At 74.9% G+C, this 25,450-nt stretch carries 32 protein-coding genes; 17 read left to right on the forward strand and 15 right to left on the reverse strand.

The genetic code is table 11. The annotated features are described in order from the left end of the window. Positions 1–9: 9 nt before the first annotated feature. The 5 genes from BJ983_RS02510 (at position 10) to BJ983_RS02530 (ending at position 4,747) form a co-directional block, all read left to right on the forward strand. Positions 10–1,614 (forward strand): hypothetical protein, encoded by a 1,605-nt coding sequence (locus BJ983_RS02510; protein ID WP_179792358.1) that lies wholly within the window; start codon positions 10–12, stop codon positions 1,612–1,614. Positions 1,615–1,658: 44 nt separating this feature from the next. Beyond that, positions 1,659–2,243 carry a hypothetical protein gene (locus tag BJ983_RS02515; RefSeq protein ID WP_179792359.1) on the forward strand — a complete coding sequence of 195 codons (585 nt, stop codon included), beginning with the start codon at positions 1,659–1,661 and terminating at the stop codon, positions 2,241–2,243. Positions 2,244–2,254: 11 nt separating this feature from the next. Beyond that, positions 2,255–3,082, forward strand: coding sequence for a CBS domain-containing protein (locus BJ983_RS02520; protein WP_179792360.1), 828 nt, complete (start codon positions 2,255–2,257; stop codon positions 3,080–3,082). Positions 3,083–3,311: 229 nt separating this feature from the next. Beyond that, the gene (locus tag BJ983_RS02525; RefSeq protein WP_179792361.1) at positions 3,312–4,058 is read left to right on the forward strand and encodes a hypothetical protein; all 747 of its coding nucleotides are present in this window, start codon (positions 3,312–3,314) and stop codon (positions 4,056–4,058) included. A gap of 89 nt (positions 4,059–4,147) precedes the next feature. Beyond that, a complete protein-coding gene (locus BJ983_RS02530) occupies positions 4,148–4,747 on the forward strand; it encodes an Rv1733c family protein (RefSeq protein ID WP_179792362.1) in 600 nt (199 codons plus the stop codon). Here the strand turns inward: BJ983_RS02530 and BJ983_RS02535 are convergent. From BJ983_RS02535 to BJ983_RS02550, 4 genes are all read right to left on the reverse strand, one after another. Further along, complete coding sequence (locus BJ983_RS02535; RefSeq protein ID WP_246325514.1) at positions 4,744–6,852, reverse strand: xanthine dehydrogenase family protein molybdopterin-binding subunit; 2,109 nt, start codon at positions 6,850–6,852, stop codon at positions 4,744–4,746. The genes BJ983_RS02530 and BJ983_RS02535 overlap by 4 nt on opposite strands. Continuing rightward, positions 6,849–7,856, reverse strand: coding sequence for an FAD binding domain-containing protein (locus BJ983_RS02540; RefSeq protein ID WP_179792363.1), 1,008 nt, complete (start codon positions 7,854–7,856; stop codon positions 6,849–6,851). The genes BJ983_RS02535 and BJ983_RS02540 overlap by 4 nt, the downstream gene beginning before the upstream one ends. Further along, positions 7,853–8,386, reverse strand: coding sequence for a 2Fe-2S iron-sulfur cluster-binding protein (locus BJ983_RS02545; RefSeq protein WP_425484735.1), 534 nt, complete (start codon positions 8,384–8,386; stop codon positions 7,853–7,855). The genes BJ983_RS02540 and BJ983_RS02545 overlap by 4 nt, the downstream gene beginning before the upstream one ends. 139 nt (positions 8,387–8,525) lie before the next feature. Next, a complete protein-coding gene (locus BJ983_RS02550) occupies positions 8,526–9,197 on the reverse strand; it encodes a DUF4190 domain-containing protein (RefSeq protein WP_179792365.1) in 672 nt (223 codons plus the stop codon). Positions 9,198–9,426: 229 nt separating this feature from the next. Here BJ983_RS02550 and BJ983_RS02555 point away from each other — a divergent pair, with 229 nt between their 5' ends. The 3 genes from BJ983_RS02555 to BJ983_RS02565 all read left to right on the forward strand — a co-directional run bounded on the left by BJ983_RS02555 (position 9,427) and on the right by BJ983_RS02565 (position 10,739). Next, on the forward strand, positions 9,427–9,915 hold the full coding sequence (locus tag BJ983_RS02555; RefSeq protein WP_179792366.1) for a thermonuclease family protein: 489 nt from the start codon (positions 9,427–9,429) through the stop codon (positions 9,913–9,915). A 93-nt stretch (positions 9,916–10,008) separates the two neighbouring features. Beyond that, positions 10,009–10,149, forward strand: coding sequence for a hypothetical protein (locus tag BJ983_RS02560; RefSeq protein WP_179792367.1), 141 nt, complete (start codon positions 10,009–10,011; stop codon positions 10,147–10,149). Further along, entirely contained in the window at positions 10,146–10,739 is a 594-nt protein-coding gene (locus BJ983_RS02565; protein WP_179792368.1) for a hypothetical protein, read from the forward strand. The genes BJ983_RS02560 and BJ983_RS02565 overlap by 4 nt, the downstream gene beginning before the upstream one ends. Here BJ983_RS02565 and BJ983_RS02570 read toward each other — a convergent pair. After that, complete coding sequence (locus BJ983_RS02570; RefSeq protein WP_179792369.1) at positions 10,729–11,325, reverse strand: hypothetical protein; 597 nt, start codon at positions 11,323–11,325, stop codon at positions 10,729–10,731. The genes BJ983_RS02565 and BJ983_RS02570 overlap by 11 nt on opposite strands. A gap of 115 nt (positions 11,326–11,440) precedes the next feature. Between BJ983_RS02570 and BJ983_RS02575 the strand changes: the two genes are divergently transcribed. After that, positions 11,441–12,322, forward strand: a complete 882-nt coding sequence (locus BJ983_RS02575; RefSeq protein ID WP_179792370.1) for an SDR family oxidoreductase — start codon at positions 11,441–11,443, stop codon at positions 12,320–12,322. A gap of 146 nt (positions 12,323–12,468) precedes the next feature. Then, the gene (locus BJ983_RS02580; RefSeq protein ID WP_179792371.1) at positions 12,469–14,022 is read left to right on the forward strand and encodes a DICT sensory domain-containing protein; all 1,554 of its coding nucleotides are present in this window, start codon (positions 12,469–12,471) and stop codon (positions 14,020–14,022) included. Between the two features lies 1 nt (position 14,023). Here the strand turns inward: BJ983_RS02580 and BJ983_RS02585 are convergent, their stop codons facing one another. After that, positions 14,024–14,248 (reverse strand): hypothetical protein, encoded by a 225-nt coding sequence (locus BJ983_RS02585; protein WP_179792372.1) that lies wholly within the window; start codon positions 14,246–14,248, stop codon positions 14,024–14,026. Between the two features lie 63 nt (positions 14,249–14,311). Here BJ983_RS02585 and BJ983_RS02590 point away from each other — a divergent pair, with 63 nt between their 5' ends. After that, positions 14,312–14,809 carry a hypothetical protein gene (locus BJ983_RS02590; RefSeq protein ID WP_179792373.1) on the forward strand — a complete coding sequence of 166 codons (498 nt, stop codon included), beginning with the start codon at positions 14,312–14,314 and terminating at the stop codon, positions 14,807–14,809. 4 nt (positions 14,810–14,813) lie between these two features. Here the strand turns inward: BJ983_RS02590 and BJ983_RS02595 are convergent, their stop codons facing one another. From BJ983_RS02595 to BJ983_RS02620, 6 genes are all read right to left on the reverse strand, one after another. Beyond that, complete coding sequence (locus BJ983_RS02595; protein ID WP_218890068.1) at positions 14,814–15,143, reverse strand: Asp23/Gls24 family envelope stress response protein; 330 nt, start codon at positions 15,141–15,143, stop codon at positions 14,814–14,816. Then, positions 15,140–15,610 carry an Asp23/Gls24 family envelope stress response protein gene (locus BJ983_RS02600; protein WP_179792374.1) on the reverse strand — a complete coding sequence of 157 codons (471 nt, stop codon included), beginning with the start codon at positions 15,608–15,610 and terminating at the stop codon, positions 15,140–15,142. Before BJ983_RS02600 ends, BJ983_RS02595 begins: the two co-directional genes overlap by 4 nt. Before the next feature lie 172 nt (positions 15,611–15,782). Beyond that, the gene (locus tag BJ983_RS02605; RefSeq protein WP_179792375.1) at positions 15,783–16,418 is read right to left on the reverse strand and encodes a TetR family transcriptional regulator; all 636 of its coding nucleotides are present in this window, start codon (positions 16,416–16,418) and stop codon (positions 15,783–15,785) included. Continuing rightward, positions 16,415–16,618, reverse strand: a complete 204-nt coding sequence (locus BJ983_RS02610) for a hypothetical protein (RefSeq protein WP_179792376.1) — start codon at positions 16,616–16,618, stop codon at positions 16,415–16,417. The genes BJ983_RS02605 and BJ983_RS02610 overlap by 4 nt, the downstream gene beginning before the upstream one ends. A 117-nt stretch (positions 16,619–16,735) precedes the next feature. Beyond that, the gene (locus tag BJ983_RS02615) at positions 16,736–17,074 is read right to left on the reverse strand and encodes a hypothetical protein (RefSeq protein WP_179792377.1); all 339 of its coding nucleotides are present in this window, start codon (positions 17,072–17,074) and stop codon (positions 16,736–16,738) included. Positions 17,075–17,101: 27 nt separating this feature from the next. Continuing rightward, on the reverse strand, positions 17,102–17,794 hold the full coding sequence (locus BJ983_RS02620) for a FadR/GntR family transcriptional regulator (RefSeq protein ID WP_179792378.1): 693 nt from the start codon (positions 17,792–17,794) through the stop codon (positions 17,102–17,104). Positions 17,795–17,960: 166 nt separating this feature from the next. On the opposite strand from BJ983_RS02620, the gene BJ983_RS02625 reads away from it, so the two are divergent. The 5 genes from BJ983_RS02625 to BJ983_RS02645 are packed head-to-tail and all read left to right on the forward strand — an operon-like array spanning position 17,961 to position 22,111. After that, positions 17,961–18,833: a fumarylacetoacetate hydrolase family protein gene (locus BJ983_RS02625; RefSeq protein WP_179792379.1), complete on the forward strand. Its 873-nt coding sequence runs from the start codon at positions 17,961–17,963 to the stop codon at positions 18,831–18,833. A 33-nt stretch (positions 18,834–18,866) separates the two neighbouring features. Then, positions 18,867–19,631, forward strand: coding sequence for an alpha/beta fold hydrolase (locus tag BJ983_RS02630; protein ID WP_179792380.1), 765 nt, complete (start codon positions 18,867–18,869; stop codon positions 19,629–19,631). 36 nt (positions 19,632–19,667) lie between these two features. Then, entirely contained in the window at positions 19,668–20,966 is a 1,299-nt protein-coding gene (locus tag BJ983_RS02635) for a metal-dependent hydrolase family protein (protein WP_246325515.1), read from the forward strand. A 1-nt stretch (position 20,967) separates the two neighbouring features. Further along, positions 20,968–21,309, forward strand: coding sequence for a DUF1636 family protein (locus BJ983_RS02640; protein WP_179792381.1), 342 nt, complete (start codon positions 20,968–20,970; stop codon positions 21,307–21,309). Positions 21,310–21,349: 40 nt separating this feature from the next. After that, positions 21,350–22,111 carry a TSUP family transporter gene (locus tag BJ983_RS02645; RefSeq protein ID WP_179792382.1) on the forward strand — a complete coding sequence of 254 codons (762 nt, stop codon included), beginning with the start codon at positions 21,350–21,352 and terminating at the stop codon, positions 22,109–22,111. A 74-nt stretch (positions 22,112–22,185) separates the two neighbouring features. Here BJ983_RS02645 and BJ983_RS02650 read toward each other — a convergent pair whose 3' ends face one another. Then, on the reverse strand, positions 22,186–23,055 hold the full coding sequence (locus BJ983_RS02650; RefSeq protein WP_179792383.1) for an LLM class flavin-dependent oxidoreductase: 870 nt from the start codon (positions 23,053–23,055) through the stop codon (positions 22,186–22,188). A gap of 13 nt (positions 23,056–23,068) precedes the next feature. Then, complete coding sequence (locus BJ983_RS02655; protein WP_179792384.1) at positions 23,069–24,040, reverse strand: aldo/keto reductase; 972 nt, start codon at positions 24,038–24,040, stop codon at positions 23,069–23,071. Here BJ983_RS02655 and BJ983_RS02660 point away from each other — a divergent pair. After that, positions 24,039–24,971 carry a helix-turn-helix transcriptional regulator gene (locus BJ983_RS02660; RefSeq protein WP_246325516.1) on the forward strand — a complete coding sequence of 311 codons (933 nt, stop codon included), beginning with the start codon at positions 24,039–24,041 and terminating at the stop codon, positions 24,969–24,971. The genes BJ983_RS02655 and BJ983_RS02660 overlap by 2 nt on opposite strands. Here BJ983_RS02660 and BJ983_RS02665 read toward each other — a convergent pair whose 3' ends face one another. Next, a complete protein-coding gene (locus tag BJ983_RS02665; RefSeq protein WP_218890069.1) occupies positions 24,972–25,427 on the reverse strand; it encodes a MarR family transcriptional regulator in 456 nt (151 codons plus the stop codon). Between the last annotated feature and the right edge of the window lie 23 nt (positions 25,428–25,450).

Below are 25,450 nucleotides of genomic sequence, written 5' to 3' on the forward strand. Positions count from 1 at the left end.
GGGAGAGGCATGGGCACGCTCTATCGCGCGATCTGGGCCTCCGACGACCCCGCCGCCGTGGAGCTGGCCGACGAGGCCTTCACCCGCTGGGCCGAACGGGCGGCCGAGCGGGACCACCGCCCCCTCACCCCGCCCGGTCCGCGGACGCGCACGAGCAAGCAGGACCGCTACACGCTGCGCCGCGACGTCCACCGCGACCCGACCGACACCAAGATCACCGCGATCGTCCGCGCGGTGTTCATCGCCAACCGCCGCGACGGCATCCGCTGGACCACCACCCTGCGCACCTGGTCCGGCGGGACGGTCGAGCACGAGGGCGCCCGGGCCTGGGTGTGGGTCGACGTCGACGCGTCCACCCACCACCCCAACGAGCCGATCGTCCCGCGCCCGCCGATCTTCGTCAGCGAGCTGCTCACCGCCACCAAGGCGGCCCGCCGGGGCGTCCCGCTGCCGGCGACCCCGAGCCGGTACCGCGGTCCCGACGGCGCCGAGGAGCTCGCCGACCTGGTGACGCTCGACGACCGCGACGTCCCCGTGGTCGTCCTGGCCGACCTCGGCGACCCGGTGGGCGTCGACGAGGGGCGCGTCCTCGACGCCGTCCTCCGCCGCACGGTGCGCGACGTCGCGGGGCTCGCGCCGGTCGCGGTCATCGATCCCGACGGCGGGTCGGCGCTCGCCGAGGCCCTCGGCGAGGCCACCCCGATCGGCCCCGGTGGGCTGCGCGTGTACCTGCCGGGGTTCGACCCGGCCGACGACTCCGACGACCGGTGCCTCGACGTCCGCGCCGACCGGTTCTGGACCAAGCCCGGTCTCGCCGGGCGGATCGTCGCGGGGGTCGTCGCCCCGCTCTCCACCGGCCGTCGGCCGCCGGACTCCTACGACCGCGCCCGCGCACACCTCGACGCGCAGGCCCCGGCCGAGGTCGGGGCCACGCTGGAGAAGGCGACGGCGCGGATCGCCGACCTCGAGCAGGACCTGGCCGCCGAACGGTCGCTGTCCGAGGGCGTGATGGAGGAGTACGGCGACCTGGAGCACGAGGTCGCGAGCCTGCGCGACCAGCTGCGGTCGCTCTCCGACGAGCTGGCCCGGCTCCGCGGCGAACGTGCCGAGGCCGGGCTGGAGGACCTCGACGCCGCCCCCGTCCACGCCCGTGACTGCAGCGACGCGGCCGCCCTCGCCCGCAAGCACCTGGGGCAGTACCTGACCTTCCCGACGGCGGCGGGGGTCGACCTGGAGCTCCTCGACCGCCAGTCCGCCGGGGCGGCCTGGGGCGAGCAGGCGTGGCGGGCCCTGCGGGCGCTGGCCTGGTACTCCCGTGCCCGGTCGCGCGACGGGGTCGAGGCCGACTTCTTCCAGTGGTGCTGGAACTCGGGGCACCCGATGGCCTGGCCGGCCAGCCCGCGCAAGCTCGCGATGCGGGAGTCGAAGTCGGTGATGGACCGCTGGCCCGACACCCGGACCTTCGACGTCGACGGCGAGCCGCGGGTCGTGGAGTCGCACATCAAGATCTCGTCGGCCGGGCTGGCGCCGCGCATCTACTTCACCTGGGTCGAACGCACCCGCTCGGTGCACGTCGTCTATTTCGGCAGGCACCTGCGTAATACCATGACCTAACGTCGTCCCCGACACCGGGACCCCGGGACGGACACGGAGGCGACGTGACGCAGCTCGAGCGGACCACCCCTGCCGTCGGGAACATCCCCGCGCCGCGGCGGTCGGTGGAGGCCCTGGCGCCGTGGACCCCGACCCCGCCGAGCGGCATCCGGTGGCTCGACGCCGAACCGCCCGCCCCGGCCGCGCCGCCGCGCCGGTCCCGACGACGGCTGGCGTGGCTCGTCGCGGCGGTCCTGGCGGTCCTCGCCGTCGGTGGCGGCGCCGCGGTCCTGACGACGGGTCCGGGCACCATGACGGTGCAGGGCACCGTGGTCGTGGCCGTCTCCGGGACGACGCTGCCGGGCGCGCCGTGCACGGCACAACCGGTGTCCGGGTGGACGGTGTCGATCTTCGGCGCGAACGGCTCGGTCGTGGCGTCCGCGCCCGTGCCGTGGACCGGCTACGCGGTCGACCGGTGGGGCACGAGCCCGCCCTACGCCGACGGGTGCCGGTTCGACGTGCTTTTCACCGACGTGCCGACGAACGACTCCGTGTACCGCGTCGGGGTGGGCCGCAGCGTCGCCGACGCGGAGCCCGTGACCCGGGACGAGCTCGGGACGAGGGGTGCGTCGATCACCTACGGGCGGTAGAACGTGGAGGCGTGCGGGCGAGTGCGGTGATGACGCGGGGCGTGGTCACGGTCGCGCCCGGCACCCCGCTCGAGGACGCCCGCGCGCTGGTGACCAACAACCGGTTCTCCGCGCTGCCCGTGACCGACGGCGCCGGGCGGCTGCTGGGGATCGTCACGACGCTGGACCTGCTGCGGGCCGACGTCGAGGGTCGGGCGGGCGCCCGGGTGGCCGAGTACATGACGCGCGACCCGATGACGGTCGGCCCCGACACGCTCGTGGGGATCGTCGCGCACCGCATGCGCCGCTACGGCGAGGTGCGGGTGCTGCCGGTGGTGGAGCGGGGGCTGCTCATCGGGATCGTGACCCGCGGCGACCTGCTGCGCACCCCCGAACGGCGCTCCCTGCTCGACCGGGTGCTCGGCACTCCCGACGTCGACCTCGACATCCCACCCCCCGACCGGCCGCGGATCGGCACGACCGCGGGCGCGGTGATGACCCCGATCGACGACTGCTGGGTCGCCGTCGGGTCGACGCGCGTCGCCGACGCCGCGGCGTGGCTGTCCGCGCAGCGGCTCTCCGCGCTGCCGGTGCTCGACGAGGACGACCGCCTGCTCGGCGTCGTCAGCGAGGCCGACCTCCTGCCCGACCGGCTCTCCGGCCGCGGCCCCGCCCCGCGCACGTGCGCGGAGGCCATGACGACGGGCGCGACGGCGGTGCGCCACGACGTGCCGCTGACGAAGGTCGCGAAGGCCATGGTGCGGCGCCGGTACCGCTCGCTGCCGGTGCTCGGGGACGACGACCGGGTGATCGGCATGGTCAGTCGCGGTGACCTGCTCCGCGCGGAGGCGCCGGGCTGAGGTCGTCCCCGGGATGTCAGCGGTGGCACACGGCTGACGTCTGACGTCAGCAGTGCGCCACGCTCGTCGGCGGGCCGATGACGGGGATAGCCCGTCGGTGGCACGGGATGCGTCAGGGGCGCCATCGACGCGGGCCCGCCGGGGTGCTCGACCGTGGGAGCCGGGGAACGGCATACTCCGCCGCACGTTCGGCCGGGTGGCCGGGGGAGAGCGACCGGAAGGGGCACCGGTGGTCGAGCGACGCGGGGACACGCCTCCGGCCGGCGAGCCCCTGACGGTCCGCATGCCGCCGACGGGCCCGACGCCGACCGCCGCGAACCCGCCGACCAGCCCGACCCCGACCGTCGCCACCACCGCGACGCCGGCGACCGGACCCACACCGGCCACCACGACCTCCCCGGCAGGCCCACCCACCGGACCCGCACCCGTCGTCGGGAAGGGACCCCGGTGGCCGCTCCTGGCGCTGGTCGGGTTGCTCCTCCTCGCACTCGGTGGCGCGGGCGGCTGGCTCGCTCGCGGGGCCGTGACGCCCACGGCGGTCGCCACACCGGCCCCCGCCGTCACCACGACGGTCGCGCCCACGTCGACCGTGCCGCCGGCCCCGGTCGCGGGCCCGCCGATCGTGCCCGTGACGAGCACGCGCGCCCAGGACGGCCCGGCACTGGGCCGCAGCCAGGGCGACCGACGCGGTTACGGCGCCGTCCAGCCTGCGGAGATCGACGGCGGCACCGACCGTGGCCTGGTCACCGGCATCACCTGGGAGGACTGGGGCGAGGACCGGGCCACCGGCCGGGGGACCGCGCTGTACCGCCCGGGTGACGAGCCGGACGCCCGGGGCGTGCAGGACCGCGCCACCGTCGTCGCCTTCGACCTCGGCGACTGTGACGGGGACGAGGCCTACCGCCGCGTGACGTGGTACTTCCCGCAGCACGGGGAGGAGTTCCGGGAGTCCCGGGCGCAGGAGTTGTGCGACTGAGCGTCACGACCGCGGGCCCGTCCGGGTTCGATCGTTGCGTTCGGTCACACCGTGGACTGGCCGCTCGCGGAGCCGGGAATTCACGCGCCATGGGGTTGCGCGACACGGCCGGTCGGGTGCGGACGGCGCTGTTCCCGCGGCGGAGCGGGTTGCGTCGCTGGTCGGACCGGGTCGAGACCGCGGTCCTGCGGTGCGCGGTGGTGCTGTTCCTGCTCCTCGTGCCGGTCGCGATCGTGCTCGGGCAGCACGGAGCGGAGGACGCGACGCAGGCCGCCGACCGGACGCGCGCGGTCGCGCAGCCCGTCGACGCCACGGTGCTGGCCGCACCGGCCGTCGCCGGCCCCGCGGTCGGCTACGCCGGGGGCCTCGGGGACGTCGACGTCGCCTGGGTCGGCCCCGACCTCGCCCGCCACACGGCATCCGTCCCCGCCGCCCCCTCGCTCTCGCCCGGTGACCGGCTCCGGCTCTGGATCGGGCCGGGGGACCGCCCCGTGATCCCGCCCGCCAGCGCCACCGACGCGACGGTCGAGGGCATCGTCGACGCGGTCGGGGCGCTGGTCGGGGCGGTCCTGGTGCTGGGCTCGGTGCTGATCGCGGTCCGGTTCGCGCTGGACCGCGGCCGCATGCGGGACTGGGACGCGGACTGGTGGACGTTCGTCCACCGCCGCGACCGCGGGACGACGGGTTAGAGCAGACCCGACGTCAGGAAGTCGTCGCAGGTGATCGGCAGCGACCGCACCCGCACGCCGGTGGCGTGGTACGCGGCGTTGGCGATGGCCGCGGCCACCCCGACGATCCCGATCTCCCCGATGCCCTTCGCGCCCATCGGGTTGACGTAGGGGTCGTCCTCGTCGATCCAGGCGACCTCGACGTCGCGTACGTCGGCGTTGGCGGCCACGTGGTAGCCGGCGAAGTCGTGGTTCACCACGCCGCCGAACCGCGGGTCGACCACGCTCTCCTCGTGCAGGGCCATCGACAGCCCCCACACGAGGCCGCCCTGCAGCTGCGACCGGGCGAGCGCGGGGTTGAGGATGCGCCCCACCCCGAACACGCCGAGCAGGCGCGGCACCCGGATCTCGCCGGTGTCGGCGTGCACCGCGACCTCCGCGAACTGCGCGCAGTAGGCGGCCATCGCGTACTCCTCGGCCCACGGGTTGTCCGGGGTCGCGGCGTCGGCGTGGTCGCCGTCGTCGGGGGCGTCGCCGTACTTGTCGCGGAAGCGGTCGGCCGCCTCCACCACCGTCGAGCCCCACGACGCCGTGCCGGCCGACCCGCCCGCGATCGACCCGACCGGCACCTCGGTCGACCCGATCTCCACGGCGATCGACGCGACGTCGACCCCGAGCGCGTCCGCCGCGATCTGGGTCAGCACGGTGCGGGCGCCCTGCCCGATGTCGGCCGCCCCGATCGCGACGACGTACCGGCCGCCGGTGAAGGTGATCTCGGCGGTCGAGCCCGGCATCCGGAAGGCCGGGAAGGTCCCGGCGCCGACCCCGACGCCGTGCCACCAGCCGTCGACCAACCGCCGCCGCGGCGCCCGCTCCCACGTCGACCACCCGAACCGCTCGGCGCCGCTGCGCAGGCACTCCACCAGCCCGCGCGAGGAGAACGGCAGCCCGTTCTCCGGGTGCACGGACGGCTCGTTGCGCACCCGCAGCTCGATCGGGTCCAGGTCGAGCGCGACCGCCAGCTCGTCCATCGCGCACTCGAGCCCGAAGCTGCCCGGGGCCTCGCCCGGCGCGCGCATGTAGGTCGGGGCGTCGAGGTCGAGCGGCACCGCCCGGTGCGAGGTGCGGCGGTGCGGGGCGGCGTACATCGAGCGGCTCGACCCGCCGGCCGGCTCGACGAACTCCTTGTACCGTGCGGTCGCGCCGATGACGTCGTGCACGAGGGCGTCGATGCGCCCGTCCGGCTCGGCGCCGAGCGCCATGCGCTGCACCGTGACCGGCCGGTACCCGACGGTCTCGAACATCTGCCGTCGCCCGAGCGCGAACCGCACCGGACGTCCCGGGACCGCCCGCGCCGCGAGCACGGTCAGCACCGACCCGGCGTGCAGGAAGCCCTTGGTGCCGAACCCGCCGCCGACGTGCTGCGCGTGCACCACGACCTCGGTGTCGAACAGCGTCGCGAGCGTCTGCCGCGCCAGGTCGGCGCCCTGGCTCGCCTCGTACACCTCGACCCGGTCGTCGAACCACGTCGCGGTCGTCGCGTGCGGCTCCATCGGGTTGTGGTGCTCCATCGGCGTGGAGTACTCGGCCCTCATGACGACGGGTGCCGCGGCCAGCGCCGCGTCCGGGTCGCCGACGGTGCTGTCCGGGGGCTGCCCGTTGCCCAGCGCCGACGGGACGTAGGACTCGCCGTCGGGATCGAAGGCGGTCGTCGACGGCGCCTCGTCCACCGTCACGACGACGAGCCGCGCGGCCTCCGCCGCGACCTCCGGGTGCTCCGCGAGCACCGCGGCCACGAACTGCCCGCGGTGGTGGATCGTCGTGCCCTGCAGCACCCGGTGCTCCGGGTCGCCGGTGTCGCCGAGCGTGGGGGCGTCGTGGTGGGTGAGGACCGCGACCACGCCCGGCAGGGCCTGCGCCGCCGCGGTGTCGATCGCCGTGATCTCCCCGCGCGCGACCGTCGCCTGCACCGGGTGGAGCACCAGCGCGTCGGCGGCCGGGGTGTCGCCCGCGTAGGCCGCGGTGCCGGTGACCTTGTCCGGTCCCTCGATCCGCCGGACCGAGGTGCCCATGCTGCGGGCGTCCATCGTGGGTGCCCCCCGTCGCTCCGCTCGCCCGACCGTCATGCCGTACCTCCCGCGAGGGCTCGCAGCGTGCTGACGACCGTGCCGGTCACCAGCGGGATCTTGTAGGCGTTCCCGCCGAGCGGGCTGTCCACCGGCACCGCCGCCTCGAGCTCCGCCGCGATCGCGGCGCGGAACTCCTCGTCGGTGGCCGGGCGCCCGCGCAGGGCCGCCTCCGCCGTGCTCGCGCGCCAGGGCTTGTGGGCGACGCTGCCGAGCGCGATCCGGACGTCGACCACCGTGCCGTCCCGCACCTCCAGCGCGATCGCCGCGCTGACGAGCGCGAACGCGTAGGAGGCGCGGTCGCGCACCTTGCGGTAGGTCGAGTTCACGACGGCGGGGGTGGTCGCCGGCAGGTCGACCGCGGTGACGAGGTCGCCGTGCGCCAGGACCGTGTCGCGGGTCGGGTCGTCGCCCGGGAGCCGGTGGAACGCGACGGCGGGCACCGTGCGCGCCCCGTCCGGCCCGAGCACCTGGACCTGCGCGTCGAGCGCGACGAGCGCGACCGCGAGGTCCGACGGGTGCGTCGCGATGCAGCCGTCGCCCGCCGTGCCGAGGATCGCGTGGTAGCGCGCCCAGCCCTCGCGGGCCGAGCAGCCCTGGGAGAGGTCGCGCTTGGTGCACGGCGTCGTCCGGTCGGCGAAGTACGCGCAGCGGGTGCGCTGCAGCAGGTTGCCGCCCGTCGAGGCCATGTTGCGCAGCTGCCCCGACGCGCCCGCGAGGATCGCCGCGGCCACCGCCGGGTAGCGCTCGCGCACCCGCGGGTCCGCCGCGAGGTCGGAGTTCGGCACGCCCGCGCCGATCCGGAGCCCGCCGTCGGGGAGGTCCTCGATCGTCGTGCTCGTGACGCGCGAGACGTCGACCAGCTGCGACGGCTCGACGACGCCGAGCTTGAGGTGGTCGAGCAGGTTGGTGCCGCCGGCGAGGAACCGGGCGTCGGGGTCGGCGGCCAGGGTGGCGACCGCCTCGGACGCCTCGGTCGGCCGGGCGTAGGTGAAGGGTCTCATCGCTGCGTCTCCAGGGTCGAGCTCCGCCGCGCCGCGTCGTCCCGCGCGGCCTCCTCGACCGCCGTCACGATGTTGACGTAGGCCGCGCACCGGCAGAGGTTGCCGCTCATGCGTTCGGCGATCTCGGTGCGGTCGAGCGTCACGTCGGCGGTCAGGTCGGCGGTGACGGCGCTCGGCACGCCCCGCCGCGCCTCGTCGATGGCGCCGACCGCGGAGCAGATCTGGCCCGGCGTGCAGTAGCCGCACTGGTAGGCGTCGTTCGCGAGGAACGCCTCGGTCACCGGGTGCAGGTCACCGTCGGTCGCCAGGCCGTTCGCCGTGACGACGTCCGAGCCGTCCTTCGCGACGGCGAGCGTCAGGCACGAGAGCACCCGGCGCCCGTCGAGCAGCACGGTGCAGGCACCGCACTGGCCGTGGTCGCAGCCCTTCTTCGTGGTCGTGACGCCGAGGCGCTCCCGGAGGGCGTCGAGCAGGCTCGTGCGAGGGTCGACGTCGAGCGTGTGGCGCTCGCCGTCGACCGTGATGGACATGGGGATGGTGGTGGACATACCCGCCTCTGGTTCGCTCCGGCCGGTGTGGTCGGCGCGATCACCGTCCCACGTCGGCGGCGTCGCAGCCTGGGCGCGCGAATCCCAGGAAGCGCGGGAACACGACCCGTGCGGGCCCGGCTCACCGCTCCCGGGCGATGTCGATCGACGCCTCCGAGCCGTTCACCGCCGTGACGGTCGCCCGGAACCGGGCGGCCTGCCCGTCGAGGGTGCCGTCGCAGGTGGAGCTGGCCTCGACCTGGGCGGGCAGGTAGCCGGGGCAGATGACGTCGGCGGCGCCCGCGCGGGACCCGACCTCCGCGGCGAGCGCGTCGGCGGGCAGCTCCGGGCCGTAGTCCCCGTCCGCGACGGTCACCGTCCCGGGGCCGACCGGCCCCGTGACGGCGGGGGTGGAGACGGCCGGCAGCTCCGGCACACCCGTCGTCGGGAGCGAGCGCAGGAGGGACCCGGCGAGCACGGTGACGGAGACGGCTGCCGCGATCCCGAGCAGGAGGAACACCACCGAGAGCACGAGGCCCGTCGTCGCGAGCCCGCGTCCCGGTTGGCCGGTGCGGGCCGTCTGGCGGCGCCCGACGATCCCGAACACGATGCCCAGCGGGGAGAACAGGAAGGCGAACACGATGGCGAGGACCGCCATGACGTTCGTCCCGGCCGTCGGTGTCGGCGCCGGGCCGGGGGGCGGCCCCGGCGGCAGGGGAGCGCCGTGGCCGGCCGGGACGCGACCCTGCGGCGGCACCGGAGGACCGAACCCGCCGGGCTCCGGCGCGGGGGACGGGTACTGCGGCTGGCTCATGACGGTGTCCTCACCTGCAGGCCGGTCGGGTGTCGCCGGACGCTAGTGCGCGGTCCGATCACCGCGGGAGCGCTCGCGGCGCAGTGCCGTAGTGCCGGCGGCGGAAAGCAGTAGCGCAGCACCCGTCACCCGATCGCACTACTGCCGGTAACACCGGAGCAACGCACTCCGACATCCGCGGCATCGGACGTCGTCGGACGACGTCGGCGACTACTCGGGGGAGTACGCGGTGGGCACTGCGGAGAAGGTCTGGTCGGGAATCGGCGTGGCCCTGTTCGGCCTCGTCGGCGTCAGCGCCATGACCCCGTCGTCGAGTGCCACCACCCCGCTGGCCGTGAGTACGTCCACCGAGTCGCCCGTCCGCAGCACCGTCACGGTCACCGACGTCATCTCCGGCGACACCGTCCGCGCCGGGGACCAGGTCATCCGCGTGCTCGGCATCTCCTCCTGCGACCCCTCGACCCCGGGTGGGGCGGAGGCCAAGCAGATGGCGGAGGCGCTGCTCGGCGGCCGCGAGATCACGGTGCGGACCCAGCCGGGCCTCGACCGCGACGCCTCCGGACGCCTGCTCCGGTCGATCGACCTCGCGTACGGCGGGGACTACGGCCACTTCATGGTCGCCTACCCGCACACCGGGCCGGACGCCTCCAACGGCGTCGACCGCCAGACCGTCGCGGGCCTGCGCGAGGACGACGGCAACGGCCGCACCTGCGGCTGATCCCGGGGGACCGCGAGGTTCCATCGGCCTCGTGGAACGTTGCATCCGGGAACGCTCTGGCAGGCGCCCGGACGGCGTGACAGGGTTGTATCCATGGACATCGGACGCGTCCAGCGTCGTTTCACCGCCGAGCCCGTCGACTCCGTCATCCCCGCTGCTCCGGACGCCCCGGTCGAGCACGTCGAGACCCCCGAGCAGGACCCCGCGACCGTGCCGGCGGACGCCCGCTCGTGACCGCTCCGCACCGCGTGGTGGCGGTGCCGGACGTCCCGGCCGCCGTCCTCGGGTGGCGCACCTGGCGGGTCGGCCGCCGGGCGCAGCAACGCCACGTGCTCTTCTCCCCGCTCACCGGCACGCCCTGGCCGGTCGCACGGCCGATGGTCGCGGCGTGCGCGAGCCCCCGGCACACCCCGCCCGGCGACACGTGCCCCTGCGGGCTGTACGCCGTGGCCGACACGACCACCCTCGGCTGGAGCCCCTCGGACCACGAGGTGCTCGGCGTCGTGGCGCTGTGGGGCGAGGTCGTCGAAGGCGAACGCGGCTGGCGCGCCTCGCACGCCTACCCCCGCTTCCTGCTTACCGGCCCGGGCATCTCGCCCGAGCAGCGCGCGGTCGTCGCACGGCGCTACGGCGTCGGAGTGCACGCGCTCGACCGCTCGCCGCGGGACCTGGCGCGCACCCTCGCCCGGCCCGCCGCCGACGCCCTGCGGCTGGCCACCGACCCGGCCGACGTGGCGGACCTGCTGGCCGAGGCCACCCGTCGTCGGGAGCCCGTGGTGCCGGCACCGCGCCGCCGGGGATGGCGCTCCTGGCTCACGGCGTGAGGCGCAGCAGCGTCCCCACCACGTGGGCCCCGAGGTGCCGGCCGAGCTGGCGGTAGACCTCCACCTGGTCGTCGTCGAGCGCGGCGGTCTCGTGGGGGAACCCGGGGTGCGTCGCGGCGTACCCGATCACCGTGTCGGGGACGTCCGCGGTCAGCCGCGGCATCGCGAGCACGAGCCGGCCGCGGCGCCCCGAGGCGTAGGTGATCCGGCCGGACACCACGGCCGTGCCCGCGAGGCGGGTGCGGAACGGGCCGGTCGCGTCGGCGGGGAGGCCGGAGCCCGGCTCGAGGTCCGACACGTCGTCGACCTCGATGCCGCGGGGGAGGGCCAGCGGGCCGCCGCCGACGTCGATGACGACGGTCGTCGCGCACTCCTGGCGCAGCGCGGCGGCGACGCCGACATGTTCGTCGACGTAGCAGAGGTAGCCGTCCGGCCGGATCCAGCCGGTCGCGCGCAGCACCTGCAACGCGCCCAGGCTGACCGCGGCCGCCCGGACACCACCCCCCGCGGCGCAGATCCCGACGGTGCCCGCCACCCGGTGCTCCCGACGTCGGATCGGACGACGTCCGAGCGTGCGTACCGCCATGACGTCCTCCGGTGCTCCGTGCTGCCGGTCCCGAGGGTCGCGCGCCCGCCTTTCCGCCGCCTTTCCCCGCGCCCGCGGTGTGTGACCCCGGCGTCGACGGGCCACCCTGCGGTCCATGAGCACGCCCGTCACGCCCGCCCCGTCCTTCGCCGTCACCGGCGCCACCGGTCACCTCGGTCGGCTCGCCGTCGACGCCCTGCTGCGCCGCGGTGTGCCCGCCGGGAACGTCTTCGCCCTCGTCCGGGACCCCGACAAGGCCGGCGACCTGGCCGGGCTCGGCGTCGGTATCCGCGAGGCCGACTACGACCGCCCCGACACCCTCGGGCCCGCCCTGGAGGGCATCGAGCGTCTGCTGCTGGTGTCGAGCCCCACGCCGGGGGACCGGGTGCGGCAGCACTCCGCGGTGATCGACGCCGCGAAGGCCGCCGACGTGGAGTTCGTGGTCTACACGAGCGTCCTCCGCGCCGACGAGACCGAGCTGGTCCTCGCCCCCGAGCACGCGGCGACCGAGGACGTGCTGCAGGGCTCGGGTCTGCTGTTCGCTGTCGCGCGCAACGGCTGGTACACCGAGAACTACACCGCTCAGCTGCCCCGGTACCTCGAGGGGGGCGAGATCCTCGGGGCGGCCGGTGACGGCCGGGTGTCCGCCGCGACGCGCGCCGACTACGCGGAGGCCGCCGTCAGCCTGCTCACCGGCGACGTCGTCGACCAGCAGGGCTACTGGGAGCTCGGCGGCCCGGCGTTCACGATGTCCGAGCTCGCCGCGACGATCACCGAGGTGACCGGCACGCAGGTCGTGTACCACGACCACACCGCCGAGGAGCTGACCGAGTCGATGGTGGGCGCCGGGGCGGACCGTGGCACCGCCGAGTTCGTGGCCTCCCTGGAGACGTCGCTCGCGCGCGGCGAGCTCGAGACCGACAGCCCGGCCCTGGAGAACCTGCTCGGCCGCGCCCCGACGTCGCTCACCGACGCCGTGCGGGCCGCGACGCTCTGAGCCCCGCCGACCGATGAGCCCCGCTGACCGATGAGCCCCGCTGACCGATCCGTCCGGACCGTTCGCCGGGCGGACGCGGGCCCTCGGCGTGGTGCCGGGTGGTCGAGGTAGTAACCCCGGGAGTCGCCGCACCCCAGGGGGGTCCCATGGAGGGTCCGCTCGCCCACGCCACCCGCACCCGGGTCGAACGGGCGTTCATCGACAACCTGTCCGACCACACCCGCGTGGCGCGCGACCGGGCGAGCGGCCAACGCCCGGAGCGGTTGTCGAAGCGGCTCCTCGTCGACGTGTCGCACGCCGTGGAGAAGGCCGTCATGGCGGGCTCGGTGGAACAGCCGACGGTGGTCGTCGCCCTGTTCCAGCAGCTGCCCTACTTCGACCGCGAACGGGCGGTCTACGAGGCGATGGCCGCAGCGGGCGTGACCGCCGTGGTCGGGTTCGTGGCGGGGGAGGCCCACGAGGCGCCGACCGGGGTGCCGGTGGTGGAGCTCGACCCGGCCGAGGCGCTCGCCGACGAGTGGACGGTCGTCGCGCTGGGACCTCGTGCGGGGGCCTTCCTCGTCGCCACCGACCAGCACTCCTACGACCCGACCGATCCCGCCGTGGAGCCCAGCCGTGTGTTCGACGGCCGGTGGGGCTTCTCGCGCGCGCAGGCGGCGAACGAGCTGGCGCGGCTGCGCTTCGCGCTGGGCACCCGCCTGGCACCCGAGGTGCTCCGGACGATCGACGACCTGCTCGCCACCACCATGCCCGCGGGTGGTGACGCGGCGGGCTCGGCCGGCAGCCCGGGGGAGATGTGGGCGACCACGTCGCTCTACCACATGATCGACCGGATGCGGGACGCGCACGCGGGCACCCGGGAGCTGCGCGAGCAGATCGCCGACGCGCACGCCGCGGCCGGGGCGCGGGCGGTGGCCGGGACCGATCCGGCCAGCGGTCTGCCCGACGCCGGGTTCCTCGAGCAGTGGACGCCGCGCGGCGGTCCGGGCGCCCTGCAGGTCGGGGTCGCGTTGTTCGACATCCCGGCGTTCACGGGCGAGGCCCTGGCCCCGGCGCGCGCGGCCTACCACGCGGGCCACCGGGTCGCCGCCGCGCTGACCGAACCGCTCGGGCCGGTCGACGTCGCGGTCCGGCTGGACGTCCGCACGTTCGTCGTCCTCGTCCCGGGTGCCTCGGCGGTGTACCTCAACGAGCTCGCCGACCGCATCGGGGAGGGCCTCGCGTTCGCGTCCGAGGGGCACCCGGGCGTCGCCCTGACCGCCCGTGTCGCCACGACGACCACCCGGGACCGTCCGCTCCCGATCGACGACCTGCGCGCCGCCCTCGAGCACGCCGACGCCTCGGGCGACCCGGTCGACGCCGGTCGCACCCCCTCGGGAGGCCACATCATGGTCGCGGCCGGACCGGTCGAGGCCCCCGCGCACGACGAACCCGTCGACGGACCGGCGACCGGGGAGATCCCGGTCGTCGACGAGCCGGCCGGCGACCCCGCGGGGCGGCACGTGCGCCTGGTCGAGGACATCCCGTCGGTGCCCGCCCCCGAGCCCCGCACGCCCGTCGACCTGCACGATCCCGACGACGAGCCGCGGCTGCCCCGCCCGAGCCCGTTCGGCTCCACGATGGCCCGGCCGCCCCGCCCGACCGCCCCGACCTCCGACGAGCTCGGGGGCCCGGGCGGCTGGTTCCGCGCGGACGGCTGAGCTACGCCCCGTCCGACGACGGGCCGGGGTGGAGCGGGACGACCACGACGAGCACGTCGAGCAGCTCCTCGCGATCGAACTCCTCCCGCCGTCGGGACGCCTCCGCGAGCGCGGCGGCGTACCCGTACGGGCCGTAGGAGTCGAGGTCCCCGGTCTCCGGGTCGACGACGAGCACGATGAACGACGCCCCGGGCGCGGGACGCCGGGTCCGCTCCGACCCGTCCATGAACGGAAACTACAGACCGGTCGGTTCCCGACGGGGCTGGACGCACCGAGCACACTCGGCGGGATGAACGCGTACACGACCGAGGGCTGGTCGGACTTCGCGGTGGCGACGGTGGGGGCGTCCGCGGCCCTGGCGGGACTCGTGTTCGTCGCGGTGTCGCTCAACCTGCGGGTGATCCTGGCCGACGCCCACCTGCCCGGACGGGCGGCGCAGACCCTGGTCCTGCTCGCCACGCCGCTCTTCGTCGGTCTCCCGGTCCTCGTCCCGGGGCAGGCGGACGCGGCGCTCGCGATCGAGCTGGTGGTGGTCGGGGTGCTCGCGGGAGGGGCGTTGGTGCGGCAGGCGCTGCCGGGACGCCGGGCACCGGAGCAGCCGGTCGCCGCCTGGCTCCTCACGGCGTGGGTGCCGGCGCTGGCGGTGCTCGTGGCCCCGGTCCTCGCCGGGACCGGGGTGCTCACGGGCACCGCCGGCGGCCTCTACTGGATGCCCGTGGCGGTGGTCCTCGCCCTGCTCGGAGGGCTGGTCAACGCGTGGGCCCTGCTGGTGGAGATCCTACGGTGACGGGTCAGGCGACGTCCGCCACGACGACGTCGACCGGATGGCCGGGCGCCCGGACCGCGACGGCCGAGCGGACCTGCTCGACCAGGCGGCCCATCGGGGCGCCGTAGCAGGCCGACACCGACACGGTGATGCGCGCCGGACCCGGCCCGTCGTCGTGCACCCGGACACCGGCGATCCGGCGTCCGGGCAGGTGCGTCGCGACGGCGCCGTGCTCGCCGGTGACGAGCTCCGCCACCAGTGGGCAGGCGAGGACCGCAGCAGCGACCCGGTCGACGTCGACGCCGGCCACGAGGGCCGGGACGTCGAGGTCACCGGGCCGTGCCGGCCGGGTCACCGGACGCGGGCGGGGGCCGGGGCCGGGGCGTCGTCCTCCTCGTCCGGGAGGTGCAGGTCGACGACGTCCACGTTGACCTCGGTGACCTCGAGGCCGGTCATCTGCTCGACCGCGCCGATGACGTTGCGGCGGATGGCGCGCGACAGCTCGGCGATCGCCACGCCGTACTCGACGACGATCGTGAGGTCGACGGCGGCCTGACGCTCGCCCACCTCGACCGACACCCCCTGCGACGCGGAGGAGCGGCTGCCCGGGATGCGCTCGGTGATGGCGCCGAAGGCGCGCGCGGCCGTACCGCCGAACCCGTACACGCCGTTCACCTCGCGGGCGGCCAGGCCGGCGACCTTCGCGACGACACCGTCGGCGATCGTGGTCTTGCCCTGGGTGCTGGCGAGGGCCGAGCCGGCGGCGGGGGAGACGGGGCTCGGCGTCGTGGCCTTCGGGGCGGTGGGAGTCGGGGTGCTCATGGGTGAACCTCCTGATCGTGTCCGCGCCCCGCCCGGTGGGGCGGGGCGCTCCGTCGAACTCGTCCGTAGGACACGATCCGATCGCGGATCCTCACGGCCCGATCCGGTGGCACCGGTCACAGCTCCCGACGACGGGTCGGACGACGGGCCGGCGGGGGTCCCGGCGGCGGGCTCAGCGGGGGTCGAGGAGGCGGACGGCGAGGCGCTGCAATCGGGCGACCGTGAGCTCGCGGTCGGTGTCCGGCGCCGCGAGGTGGCTCAGGGCCGCGCGGACGAGGACGTCGGCCGCGTCGTCGAGCAACGGGCGCGGCAGGCGGGGGAGATGACCCCGCAACCACGTCGCGAGCAGGAGCCGCGCCCGGGCGATGATCGCGCTGCTGCCGGTGGTGAGCTGCGGGAGCAGGCTCAGGTCGTCGTGTGCCGCGGTCAGCACCGTCTCGATCAGCGGGTGGTTCTCCCGGGCGGCCATCGTCGTGCGCAGGGCGGCCGTGAGGCCCGCGCGCCAGTCCGGCGCGTCGATCAGCGCCTGCCCGACCTCGGCGATCACCCGGTCGGACTCGTGCGCCACGAGGGCGTCCGCGACGGCCTCCTTGTCGCCGAACTCGCGGTGGATCGCCGACCGGGACACCCCGGAGCGGCGGGCGAGGTCGCTCATGCGGACCTGGCCCCAGCCCTGCTCGGAGGCGGCGGCCGACGCGGTCTCGAGCACCCGCTCGCGCAGGGTCTCGCGGAACTCCTCCCGCAGCCCGCGCGGGGCCGGGTGCCCCCGGAGCGGGGCGGGGGCGGGACGTGTGGCGGGGCGGGTCACGGGGCGCTCACCCGGCCCTCGTGCTGCGCGCCGTGCAGCGGGCACAGCGGGTTGACGAAGCTCTGCCCCGCCGGGTCGTTCAGCAGGAAGGAGCACTGGCAGCCCTGTTCGAGGGCCTCCGCACTGCCCGGTGCGGACGGTGCGGTGGTGGATGGTGCGGTGGATGCGGTCGGTGTCGTTCCTGGGGCCGGATCGGTCATCACGGGCCTCCCGTCGGGGTCGACGTCGGGCAAGGGCACTCGGGGACTATCGACCGCGGCGTCCCGGGCGTTACCCCGGCGTGACAAAGAGGTGCGGACCACAGGAGTTCCTGCTGGTCAGGAGCCTCGGGCGGATCTCGTCGGATCCACGTCGGAGCCCGGGTGCGCGCTGCCCTCGGTCACGCTCGCCTCGGTGGCGGCGCGGCGGACGTGGGCGTCGAGCGGGGAGCGGGCCCGCAGGACGGAGTCGGTGAGGCTGCCGACGCGGTCCTGCACGTGCACGTTGAGCGCCTCGTAGATCTCGGGCCGCCCGCAGACCGCGAGCATCTCGATGACCCGTCGGCGGGCGTCCTCGTCCAGCTCGTCGCCCTCGCGCAGGGCCTCGGCGGCGCGGCGGGTGCGTTCGGCCTGCCGGGCGAGGGCGGCGCGGAGGCGGGGGTTCGGCGTGCGGGCCACCGGACCAGGTTCGCACACCAGTTCGAATCAGTGCATCCCGAGCAGGTTGGTGCGGACGTCGACGAGGTGGGCCCGCATGTGGTCGCGCGCGCCGTCGGCGTCGCGCTCGGCGAGGGCGTCGACGATCTCGCCGTGGGTGCACTCGTACCCGCGGCGCCGCTCGGGGGTGGCGGAGCGGCGCTTGAGGCTGCCCCACACCGGCAGGTCGCGCGCGGCGTTCATGGTGTCGAAGAGCCGCAGGAGTAGGCCGTTGTGCGCGGCGGTCGCGATCGCGCGGTGCAGGGCGGAGTCCCAGGCCTCGAACTCCTCGTAGGTGGTCGTCGCGTTCCCGCGCGCCAGGCAGTGCCGGACGTGCTCGAGGTCCGACGGGGTGGCGTGCCGCGCCGCGAGCGCCGCGATCTCGGGCTCGAGCACGAGGCGGGTCGCCATGATCTCGGCCGGGCTGGTCTGCAGCGTGCCGCGGGCGGGCACGGGCAGGTCCGGGCCGCCCTCGAGCTCGGCGAGGAAGGTGCCGCGGCCGACGTGGCGGGTGATCCGGCCCTCGCGTTCGAGCTCGGCGAGCGCGGAGCGCACCGCGGTGCGCGAGACCTGCAGCGTGTCGCAGAGCGCCCGCTCGGTCGGGATCTTGGCGCCGGTCCCGAGGGTGCCGGCCGCGACGGCGTCGTCGAGCAGGGACCGCAGACGGGCCGCGACGGGGCCGCCGGTCGGTGGTGCGGACATCGTGGGCTCCTCCCGGGGTCGACCAATATTAGACCAATGCCGAGGGTGTGAGTGTCTTGGCAGGCCTGTCGGCGGGTCGTAACGTCTCTCCCACCGCGGCGATGCGGCACCGATCGACCATATTGGTACTGATTGGTCGCCACCGTGCGAGCGAGGGAGAGTGGTCGTGAAGCTGGTGACGTACACCGACGGCGGGCACGAGGCCGTCGGCCTGGTCGAGGCCGACGGGACGACGGTGCTCGACCTCGGGCCCGTCGTCGGGAACCGGACCCTGGTCGAGGTCGTCGAGGACTGGGCGGCGCTGGCGCCCGCGATCGCGGCGGCCGCGGACCTGCGCCGCGTCGAGGGGCCCCGCCTGCTCGCGCCGTTCCCGCGACCGCGCCGCGACCTGTTCGCGGTGGGGAAGAACTACCGGGAGCACGTGGCCGAGTTCGGGCGGTCCGGCTACGACACCCCGCAGCGCTCCGAGGACCTGCCGGAGAAGCCGATCGTCTTCTCGAAGGCGACCACGGCCGTCACCGGTCCCCACGACGACGTCGAGGCCCACCCCGGCATCACGAGCGAGCTGGACTACGAGTCCGAGCTCGCCGTCATCATCGGGCGCGGCGGGCGCGGCATCTCCCGCGAGCAGGCGCTCGAGCACGTGTGGGGCTACACGATCGTCAACGACGTCACGGCCCGGGACGTGCAGCGCGACCACAAGCAGTGGCTGCTCGGCAAGTCGCTGGACACCCACGCCCCGATGGGGCCGTGGGCTGTGTCGGCCGACGAGGTCGGCGACGTCACGGCGCTCGTCGTCTCCTCGACGGTCAACGGGGAGCCGCGGCAGAAGGCGCCCGTGGCCGACCTGATCTTCGACGTCCCGGAGCTGATCCGGGTCATCTCCGCGGGGATCACCCTGCTGCCGGGGGACGTCATCGCCACCGGCACCCCGGCCGGCGTCGGGATCGGCTTCGACCCGCCGCGCTTCCTCGTGCCCAGCGACGTCGTCGAGTGCGCGATCACCGGTCTCGGCTCGCTCCGCAACACCATCCGCTGACACCCGGGCAGACGCCCGAAGGAGGACGACCACGTGCAGGTGAACGGCAAGGAACTGGCGGTCGAGATCACGGGCGACGGGCCCGTGGTGCTGCTCGTCCACGGGCTCGGCGGGACGTCGAACTTCTACCAGCCGCAGGTGGCCGCCCTCGCCGAGCGGTTCACCGTCGTCCGACCCGACATGGAGGGCTCCGGACGCTCGCCGGTCGCCGGGACGGTCTCCATCCAGAGCTTCGCCAACGACCTCGCCGACCTGCTCTCCCGGCTCGACGCGGGGCCCGCCCGCGTCGTCGGCCACTCGATGGCCACCATCACCGTGCGCCTGCTCGCCGCGACCCGGCCCGAGGCGGTGTCCCACCTCGCCCTGCTCGGCGCCGTGCCCGCGCCGCTGCCGGAGGCCGGGCAGCAGGCACAGCACGACCGGGCCGCGAAGGCCCGGGCCGGCGAGATGCCGGCGATCGCGGACGCGGTGATGGCGAACGCCACCGCCGAGACCACCCGCCGGGACGCCCCCGCCACCGCCGCCCTCGTCCGGGAGCTCGTCCTGCGCCAGGACCCCGAGGGCTACGCCCGCTCATGCGAGGCCCTCGCGGGCGCGCCCGACCCGGGACCGATCGACCCGCAGCTGCCGCTGCTGCTGCTCACCGGCGCCGAGGACGGGGTCGGCAGGCCCGCGATCAGCGAGGCGCTCGCCGAGGCGCACGGCGCGGCGACGCTCGACGTCCTGCCCGGCTGCGGCCACTGGACCGCCCTCGAGCGGCCGAACGACGTGACCGAGCACCTCCTCAAGTTCTTCTGACCCCCACCGCCGTCCCTCGACGCCGAGGAGCCCCTCATGAGCAAGGTCCTGTTCCGCAACGTCTCGATCCTCGACTCCACCGGGGCCCTGCCCTACCCCGGTGACGTGCTCGTCGAGGACGACCGCATCGCCGCGGTGGGCACCGTCGACGCCACGCGCGCCGACGGCGCGCAGGTGGTGGAGGGGCGCGGACGCACCCTCATGTCCGGGCTGTGCGACGCCCACACGCACTTCTCGTGGAACAACTCCGCCGACCTCGACGGCCTCGGCCTGATGCCGGTCGAGGAGCACCTGCTCTTCTCGATGGAGTCGGCGAAGAAGTACATCGACTCCGGCTACACGATGTGCCTGGGCGCCGCCTCGGCCAAGGAGCGCCTCGACGTCGTCTGCCGCGACGCCATCGCCGCCGGCCGCATCCCCGGCCCGCGCTACCTCGCCAACGGCCCGGAGATCGCCGTGACCGGCGGCGCGCTCATCAAGTCGATCACGAAGTTCGCGGACGGCCCCGAGGGCATGCGCAAGGCGGTCCGCGAGCTGATCGACCTCGGCGTCGACCAGATCAAGCTGTCGATGACCGGTGAGGAGATCACCGGCACGCAGCGCGCCGAGGACACCTACTTCTCCGACGAGGAGGTGGCCGCCGCCGTCGCCGAGGCCCACCGCCGCGGCAAGCGCGTGTGCGCCCACGCCCGCTCCGCGGAGAGCGTGAAGATGTGCCTGCGGAACAAGGTCGACATCATCTACCACGCCTCCTTCACCGACGCCGAGGGCATGGACATGCTCGAGGCCAACAAGGACTGGGTGTTCGTCGCGCCCGGCATCAACTGGCTCGTCGCGACCCTCTACGAGGCCGAGGCGTTCGGGTTCCCGCAGGAGGCGGCCGAGGCCGTCGGCTACAAGAAGGAACTCGAGGTGGCCACCGAGGGGCTGCGCGAGATGCACCGGCGCGGCATCAAGCTGCTGCCCGGCGGCGACTACGGGTTCGCGTGGACCCCGCACGGCACCTACGCCCGCGACCTCGAGCACTTCGTCGAGCGGCTCGGCTTCACGCCGATGGAGGCGATCATCTCCGCCACCGCGTGGGGCGGCGAGATCATGCTGCAGCCCGACGAGCTCGGGAAGGTCCAGCCCGGCTACCTCGCCGACCTCATCCTCGTCGACGGCGACCCGCTCGAGGACATCACCGTGCTCCAGGACCACGACCGGCTGCACGCGATCATGAAGGACGGGCGCTTCCACAAGGAGGACGCGCCGCTGGTCACGCACAGCGGGCTCGACGACCCGGCGGGCCCGGTCAGCCCGGCGACCCGCGAGTACGTCGAGGCCCGGCCCTGACGTGCCGCTGCTCGTCTGCCGGACCTGTCCACGCGACCGCACGGACACCGGCTCGTTCGGCGCCGCGCTCGACCCGCTCCTGACGGGGGCGGCCGGGCGCGGCGTCCGCGTGCGGCACGTGCCGTGCCTCGGTGGTTGCCCGAACGACGGGAACGTGGCCGTCGACGGGCCGGGCAAGCCGCGGGTGCGGTTCTCCCGCATCGCCGCCGAGGACGCCGCCGCGCTCGTCGAGGCCGCGGTGGCCTTCGACGCCAGCGAGAGCGGTCTTCCCGACGTCGGGTGGGAGGTCCCGGACGCCCTGCGGGGCCGGCTCACCGCCGTCACCCCGAAGCGGGTCGGGTGACCGGCTGGCCGTCCGCGCCGCGACGGACGATCATGCGCCCGTGACCCTCGGCGAGGCGGCGATCATCGCGTTCGCCGGCGTGTGGGCCGGGATGATCAACACGATCGTCGGCTCCGGCACGCTCGTGACGTTCCCGGTGCTGCTCGCGCTCGGCTTCCCGCCACTCACGGCCAACGTGTCGAACGGCCTGGGACTGGTACCCGGGTCGGTCACCGGCGCCATCGGGTACCGCCGGGAGCTGAGAGGACTGACCGGCCGCGTCCTGCGGCTGGCGGTCCCGACCGCCCTCGGCGGCCTGGCCGGGGCGCTGCTGCTGTTCGCCCTGCCGTCGGGGGTCTTCGACGCCGTCGTCCCGGTGCTGGTGGCGCTGGCCGTCGTGCTCGTGGTGGTCCAGCCCGCGGTGGCCCGCCGGATCGCCGCCCGCCGACCCTCCGGCGAACCCCGCACGCGCGTCGGCGTCGGGATGCAGGCGTCGGTGTTCGGTACGGGGGTCTACGGCGGCTACTTCGGCGCGGCGCAGGGCGTGCTGCTGCTCGGGGTGCTGGGCATCGGCATCGACGACGACCTGCAGCGGCACAACGCCGTCAAGAACATCCTCGCGTCCGTCGCGAACCTGGTCTCGGGCCTCGTGTTCGCCCTCGTGGCCCCGGTGTCGTGGCCCGTCGTCGGGTTGATCGCGGGCGGGTCGATCGTCGGCGGCGTCCTCGGGGCGTTGATCGGCCGCCGGCTCCCGCCGATCGTGCTGCGCGGGGTCATCGTGGTGGTCGGCCTCGCGGCGCTGGTGCAGCTCCTGCTCCGCTGACGCCGCCGCGAGATTCACGTCAGGCATCCCGGCGGGCCCGGAAACCTGCCTGACGTAGCCCTCGCGGCAGCAGCTCAGCCCTTCAGCGGCGCGATGACCTGCTCGGCGAAGCGCAGGACCGGTTCCGTGGAGCGCGGGTGCCCGAAGTCCATGACGACGTGTCCCACCCCGAGGTCCCGGTGCCCGGCGAGCTCCTCGACGAGCTTCGCGGAGTCGTCGTCGGTCTCGGGCAGCGCGCGCTCGAGCGTCACCGTCACCTCGATCGCGTCGGGGTCCCGGCCCGCCTGCTCGGCCGCGTTCCGCACGATGTCCCGACGACGGGTGAAGCCGTCCCCGGCCGGCCCGTTCCACAGGTCGGCGAGCCGCCCGACCATCGGGAGCCCGACCTTCTCGCCCGCCGCACCGATGCACACGCGCGGCGGCGGGTCGGTCAGCGGGGGAGCGGACGCCTCGGTGATGGTGGTGAACCGGCCCTCGTACGAGGGGTACTCCTGCGTCCACATCCGCCGGCAGATCTCGATGGTCTCCTCGAGCTGCGCGAACCGCACCGACGGCTTCGGGAACTCGTAGCCGTACGCCTCGTACTCCTTCTCCCGCCAGCCGGCGCCGATCCCGAGCACGAACCGCCCGCCGGAGAGGTACTGCAGCGTCGCCGCCATCTTCGCCAGCAGCGGCGGGTGCCGGTAGCCGACGCCGAGCACGTGGTGGCAGAGCTCCACCGACTCGTGCCGCGCCGCGAGCCACGTCAGCGTCGTCCACGCCTCGAGGAACGGGTCGGTCTTCTCGTCGAACCCGTAGAAGTGGTCGGCGATCCACAGCGAGTCGAAGTGCGGCAACGCCGTCGGCAGGATCTCCGTGTCCTGGTACGCGGCGATCGGCACCTGGTCCGACCACCGGTTGCCGATCACGGGGGACAGCCATCCGAACCGCAGACCCTGAGTCACGCGAGTGATCCTCTCACCGTTCGCTGTCGAGCTGCGCCATCGCCGCCGCGGGGTAGCGGTCGCCGGAGACCGATCCGGCCGGGATCAGCTCGTCGACGCGGGCGAGGTCGTCCGCGGTGAGCTCGACGTCGGTCAGCGACGACGTGACCTGGTCGACCCGCCGCGCCCCGATCACCGGCACGACGTCCCCGCCCTGCGCACTCACCCAGCCGATCGCCAGCTGCGCCACCGTGACGTCCTTCGCCGCCGCCATCTCGTGCAGCCGGGCGACGAGGGCCTGGTTGTGCTCGCGGTGCTCGCCCTGCCAGCGCGGGGTCATCGCCCGGCCGCCGGTCACGGCCCCGCTGCCGCCGATCAGCCCGCGCCCCAGCACGCCGTAGGCGGTGATCCCGACGCCGAGCTCCCGGCAGGTCGGCAGGATCTCCGCCTCGATCTCGCGGCTCAGCACCGAGTACTCGATCTGCAGGTCGCAGATCGGCGTCACCGCGGCGGCCCGCCGGATCGTCGCGGCCGAGACCTCGCTGAGCCCGACGTGCCGCACGTACCCCTGCTCGACGAGCTCGGCGATCGCGCCGACGGTGTCCTCGATCGGCACCGCGGGATCGAGCCGCGCCGGACGGTAGACGTCGACGTGGTCGACCCCGAGCCGCTGCAACGAGTAGGTGAGGAAGTTCTTCACGGCCGCCGGGCGCGCATCGACCCCGACCATCCCGCCGTCGGGAGCCCGCATCGCCCCGAACTTGACCGAGAGGACCACGTCCTCGCGGGACCGGTCGGCCAGGGCACGGCGGATGAGCATCTCGTTGTGGCCGGAGCCGTAGAAGTCGCCGGTGTCGAGGAGGGTGCCGCCGGCGTCGAGGTAGGCGTGGATCACGCGGACCCCCTCGTCCTCGTCGACGGCGCCGTACACGCCGGACAGGCCCATGCACCCGAGGGCGGGGGAGGTGACGAGGGGACCGGTGGAGCCGAGCTGTCGGTGCTGCATGGCGTCCACCCTGCGCCCGGCGGCGCGGGCGTGGCAGGCCTGGCCCGACCCAGGGACCGGCCGACCCTGGCTCACGTTCCCGACGGCGGGTGATGCTGGGTCGGTGATCGACCGCGCGGGCCTCGGGGACTTCCTCCGGCGACGACGGGAGCTGCTGCGGCCCGCCGAGGTCGGGCTCGTGCCGGGACCCCGACGACGGACGCCGGGGTTGCGCCGCGAGGAGGTCGCGCAGCTGGCGGGGTTGTCGGTCGACTACTACACGCGCCTCGAGCAGGCCCGCGGCCCGCACCCGAGCGAACTGGTCGTCGGGAGCCTGGCTCGGGCGCTGCGCTGCGATCTCGACGAGCGCGACCACCTCTTCCACCTCGCCGGGCTCGTGCCGCCGGCGCGGCGGGCCGGTCGGCACGTGTCGCCCGGGTTGATGGCCCTGGTCGACCACCTCACGGACGTGCCGGCCCGCATCCACACCGACCTGCACGACGTGCTCTGGCAGAACCCGCTCGCCGCCACGCTGTTCGGCACCGATCCGGTCAACCCGGTCCGCCGCTGGTTCACCGACGCCACGCTCCGGGCCACGACCCCGGCCGAGGACCGGGCCGCGCTGTCCGCCGAACACGTCCGCGACCTGCGCGCCACCGCCGCCCGGCGGGCCGGGGACGCGGACGTCGCGGAGCTGGTGGACGACCTGCGGACGCGCAGCGCGGAGTTCCGGGACCTGTGGGAGCGCCACGAGGTCGGGGTCCGGCGGGTCGGCCGGAAGCGCTTCGCCCACCCCGAGGTCGGGCTCGTGCACCTGACCTGCGAGGTGCTGCTGACCCCGGAGTCCGACCGCGTCCTGCTCGTCTACTTCCCGACCGAGGGCACCGACGCCCGCGAGAAGCTCGACCTGCTGCGGGTGATCGGGACGCAGTCGATGCACCCGTCGTCGTGATCAGTCGGGTCGGCCCGCCCGGTCCATCGCCGCGGTGAGGCGCTCGAGGAAGGCCCGCACGACGACCGCCTCCTCCGGGGAGAGCGACCGGCCGACCTCGTCGACGAGGCGCAGGCCGGGCAACCACACGGCGAGTGCGTGCGCCTGCGCCCCGGCGGTCGCGGTGAGGGTGACCCGACGCCGGTCGGTCGGGTGCGGGGTGCGCTCGACGTGGCCCGCAGCCTCCAGGCGGTCGACCAGGACCGTGGCCGAGGCCGAGCGGATGCCGAGGCGGTCGGCGAGCTCGGCGGCGCCCATCGGTCCGTGTTCGGAGAGCAGGTGGACCGCGGTCATGTCGGTGACGTTCATCTGCATGGCCCGGGCCATCCGGACGACGAGGTCCTGCGAGGCGCCGATCAGGTCGCGCACCGCGAACGTCATCGGGTCGAACCGTGCGATCTCGGCCTCCGGGTCCACGCCGCGAAGCTTCTCACATCTCT

The sequence above is a fragment of the Actinomycetospora corticicola genome (assembly GCF_013409505.1).
GTDB lineage: Bacteria > Actinomycetota > Actinomycetes > Mycobacteriales > Pseudonocardiaceae > Actinomycetospora > Actinomycetospora corticicola.

Bases quoted from the DNA above. Each gene is read 5' to 3' on its own strand.
- BJ983_RS02510 (WP_179792358.1), top strand. From the start codon at position 10: ATGGGCACGCTCTATCGCGCGATCTGGGCCTCCGACGACCCCGCCGCC.
- BJ983_RS02530 (WP_179792362.1), top strand. From the start codon at position 4,148: ATGGGGTTGCGCGACACGGCCGGTCGGGTGCGGACGGCGCTGTTCCCG.
- BJ983_RS02535 (WP_246325514.1), bottom strand. From the start codon at position 6,852: ATGACGGTCGGGCGAGCGGAGCGACGGGGGGCACCCACGATGGACGCC.
- BJ983_RS02540 (WP_179792363.1), bottom strand. From the start codon at position 7,856: ATGAGACCCTTCACCTACGCCCGGCCGACCGAGGCGTCCGAGGCGGTC.
- BJ983_RS02545 (WP_425484735.1), bottom strand. From the start codon at position 8,386: ATGTCCATCACGGTCGACGGCGAGCGCCACACGCTCGACGTCGACCCT.
- BJ983_RS02550 (WP_179792365.1), bottom strand. From the start codon at position 9,197: ATGAGCCAGCCGCAGTACCCGTCCCCCGCGCCGGAGCCCGGCGGGTTC.
- BJ983_RS02560 (WP_179792367.1), top strand. From the start codon at position 10,009: ATGGACATCGGACGCGTCCAGCGTCGTTTCACCGCCGAGCCCGTCGAC.
- BJ983_RS02570 (WP_179792369.1), bottom strand. From the start codon at position 11,325: ATGGCGGTACGCACGCTCGGACGTCGTCCGATCCGACGTCGGGAGCAC.
- BJ983_RS02575 (WP_179792370.1), top strand. From the start codon at position 11,441: ATGAGCACGCCCGTCACGCCCGCCCCGTCCTTCGCCGTCACCGGCGCC.
- BJ983_RS02580 (WP_179792371.1), top strand. From the start codon at position 12,469: ATGGAGGGTCCGCTCGCCCACGCCACCCGCACCCGGGTCGAACGGGCG.
- BJ983_RS02585 (WP_179792372.1), bottom strand. From the start codon at position 14,248: ATGGACGGGTCGGAGCGGACCCGGCGTCCCGCGCCCGGGGCGTCGTTC.
- BJ983_RS02590 (WP_179792373.1), top strand. From the start codon at position 14,312: ATGAACGCGTACACGACCGAGGGCTGGTCGGACTTCGCGGTGGCGACG.
- BJ983_RS02600 (WP_179792374.1), bottom strand. From the start codon at position 15,610: ATGAGCACCCCGACTCCCACCGCCCCGAAGGCCACGACGCCGAGCCCC.
- BJ983_RS02610 (WP_179792376.1), bottom strand. From the start codon at position 16,618: ATGACCGATCCGGCCCCAGGAACGACACCGACCGCATCCACCGCACCA.
- BJ983_RS02620 (WP_179792378.1), bottom strand. From the start codon at position 17,794: ATGTCCGCACCACCGACCGGCGGCCCCGTCGCGGCCCGTCTGCGGTCC.
- BJ983_RS02635 (WP_246325515.1), top strand. From the start codon at position 19,668: ATGAGCAAGGTCCTGTTCCGCAACGTCTCGATCCTCGACTCCACCGGG.
- BJ983_RS02660 (WP_246325516.1), top strand. From the start codon at position 24,039: ATGGCGTCCACCCTGCGCCCGGCGGCGCGGGCGTGGCAGGCCTGGCCC.
- BJ983_RS02655 (WP_179792384.1), bottom strand. From the start codon at position 24,040: ATGCAGCACCGACAGCTCGGCTCCACCGGTCCCCTCGTCACCTCCCCC.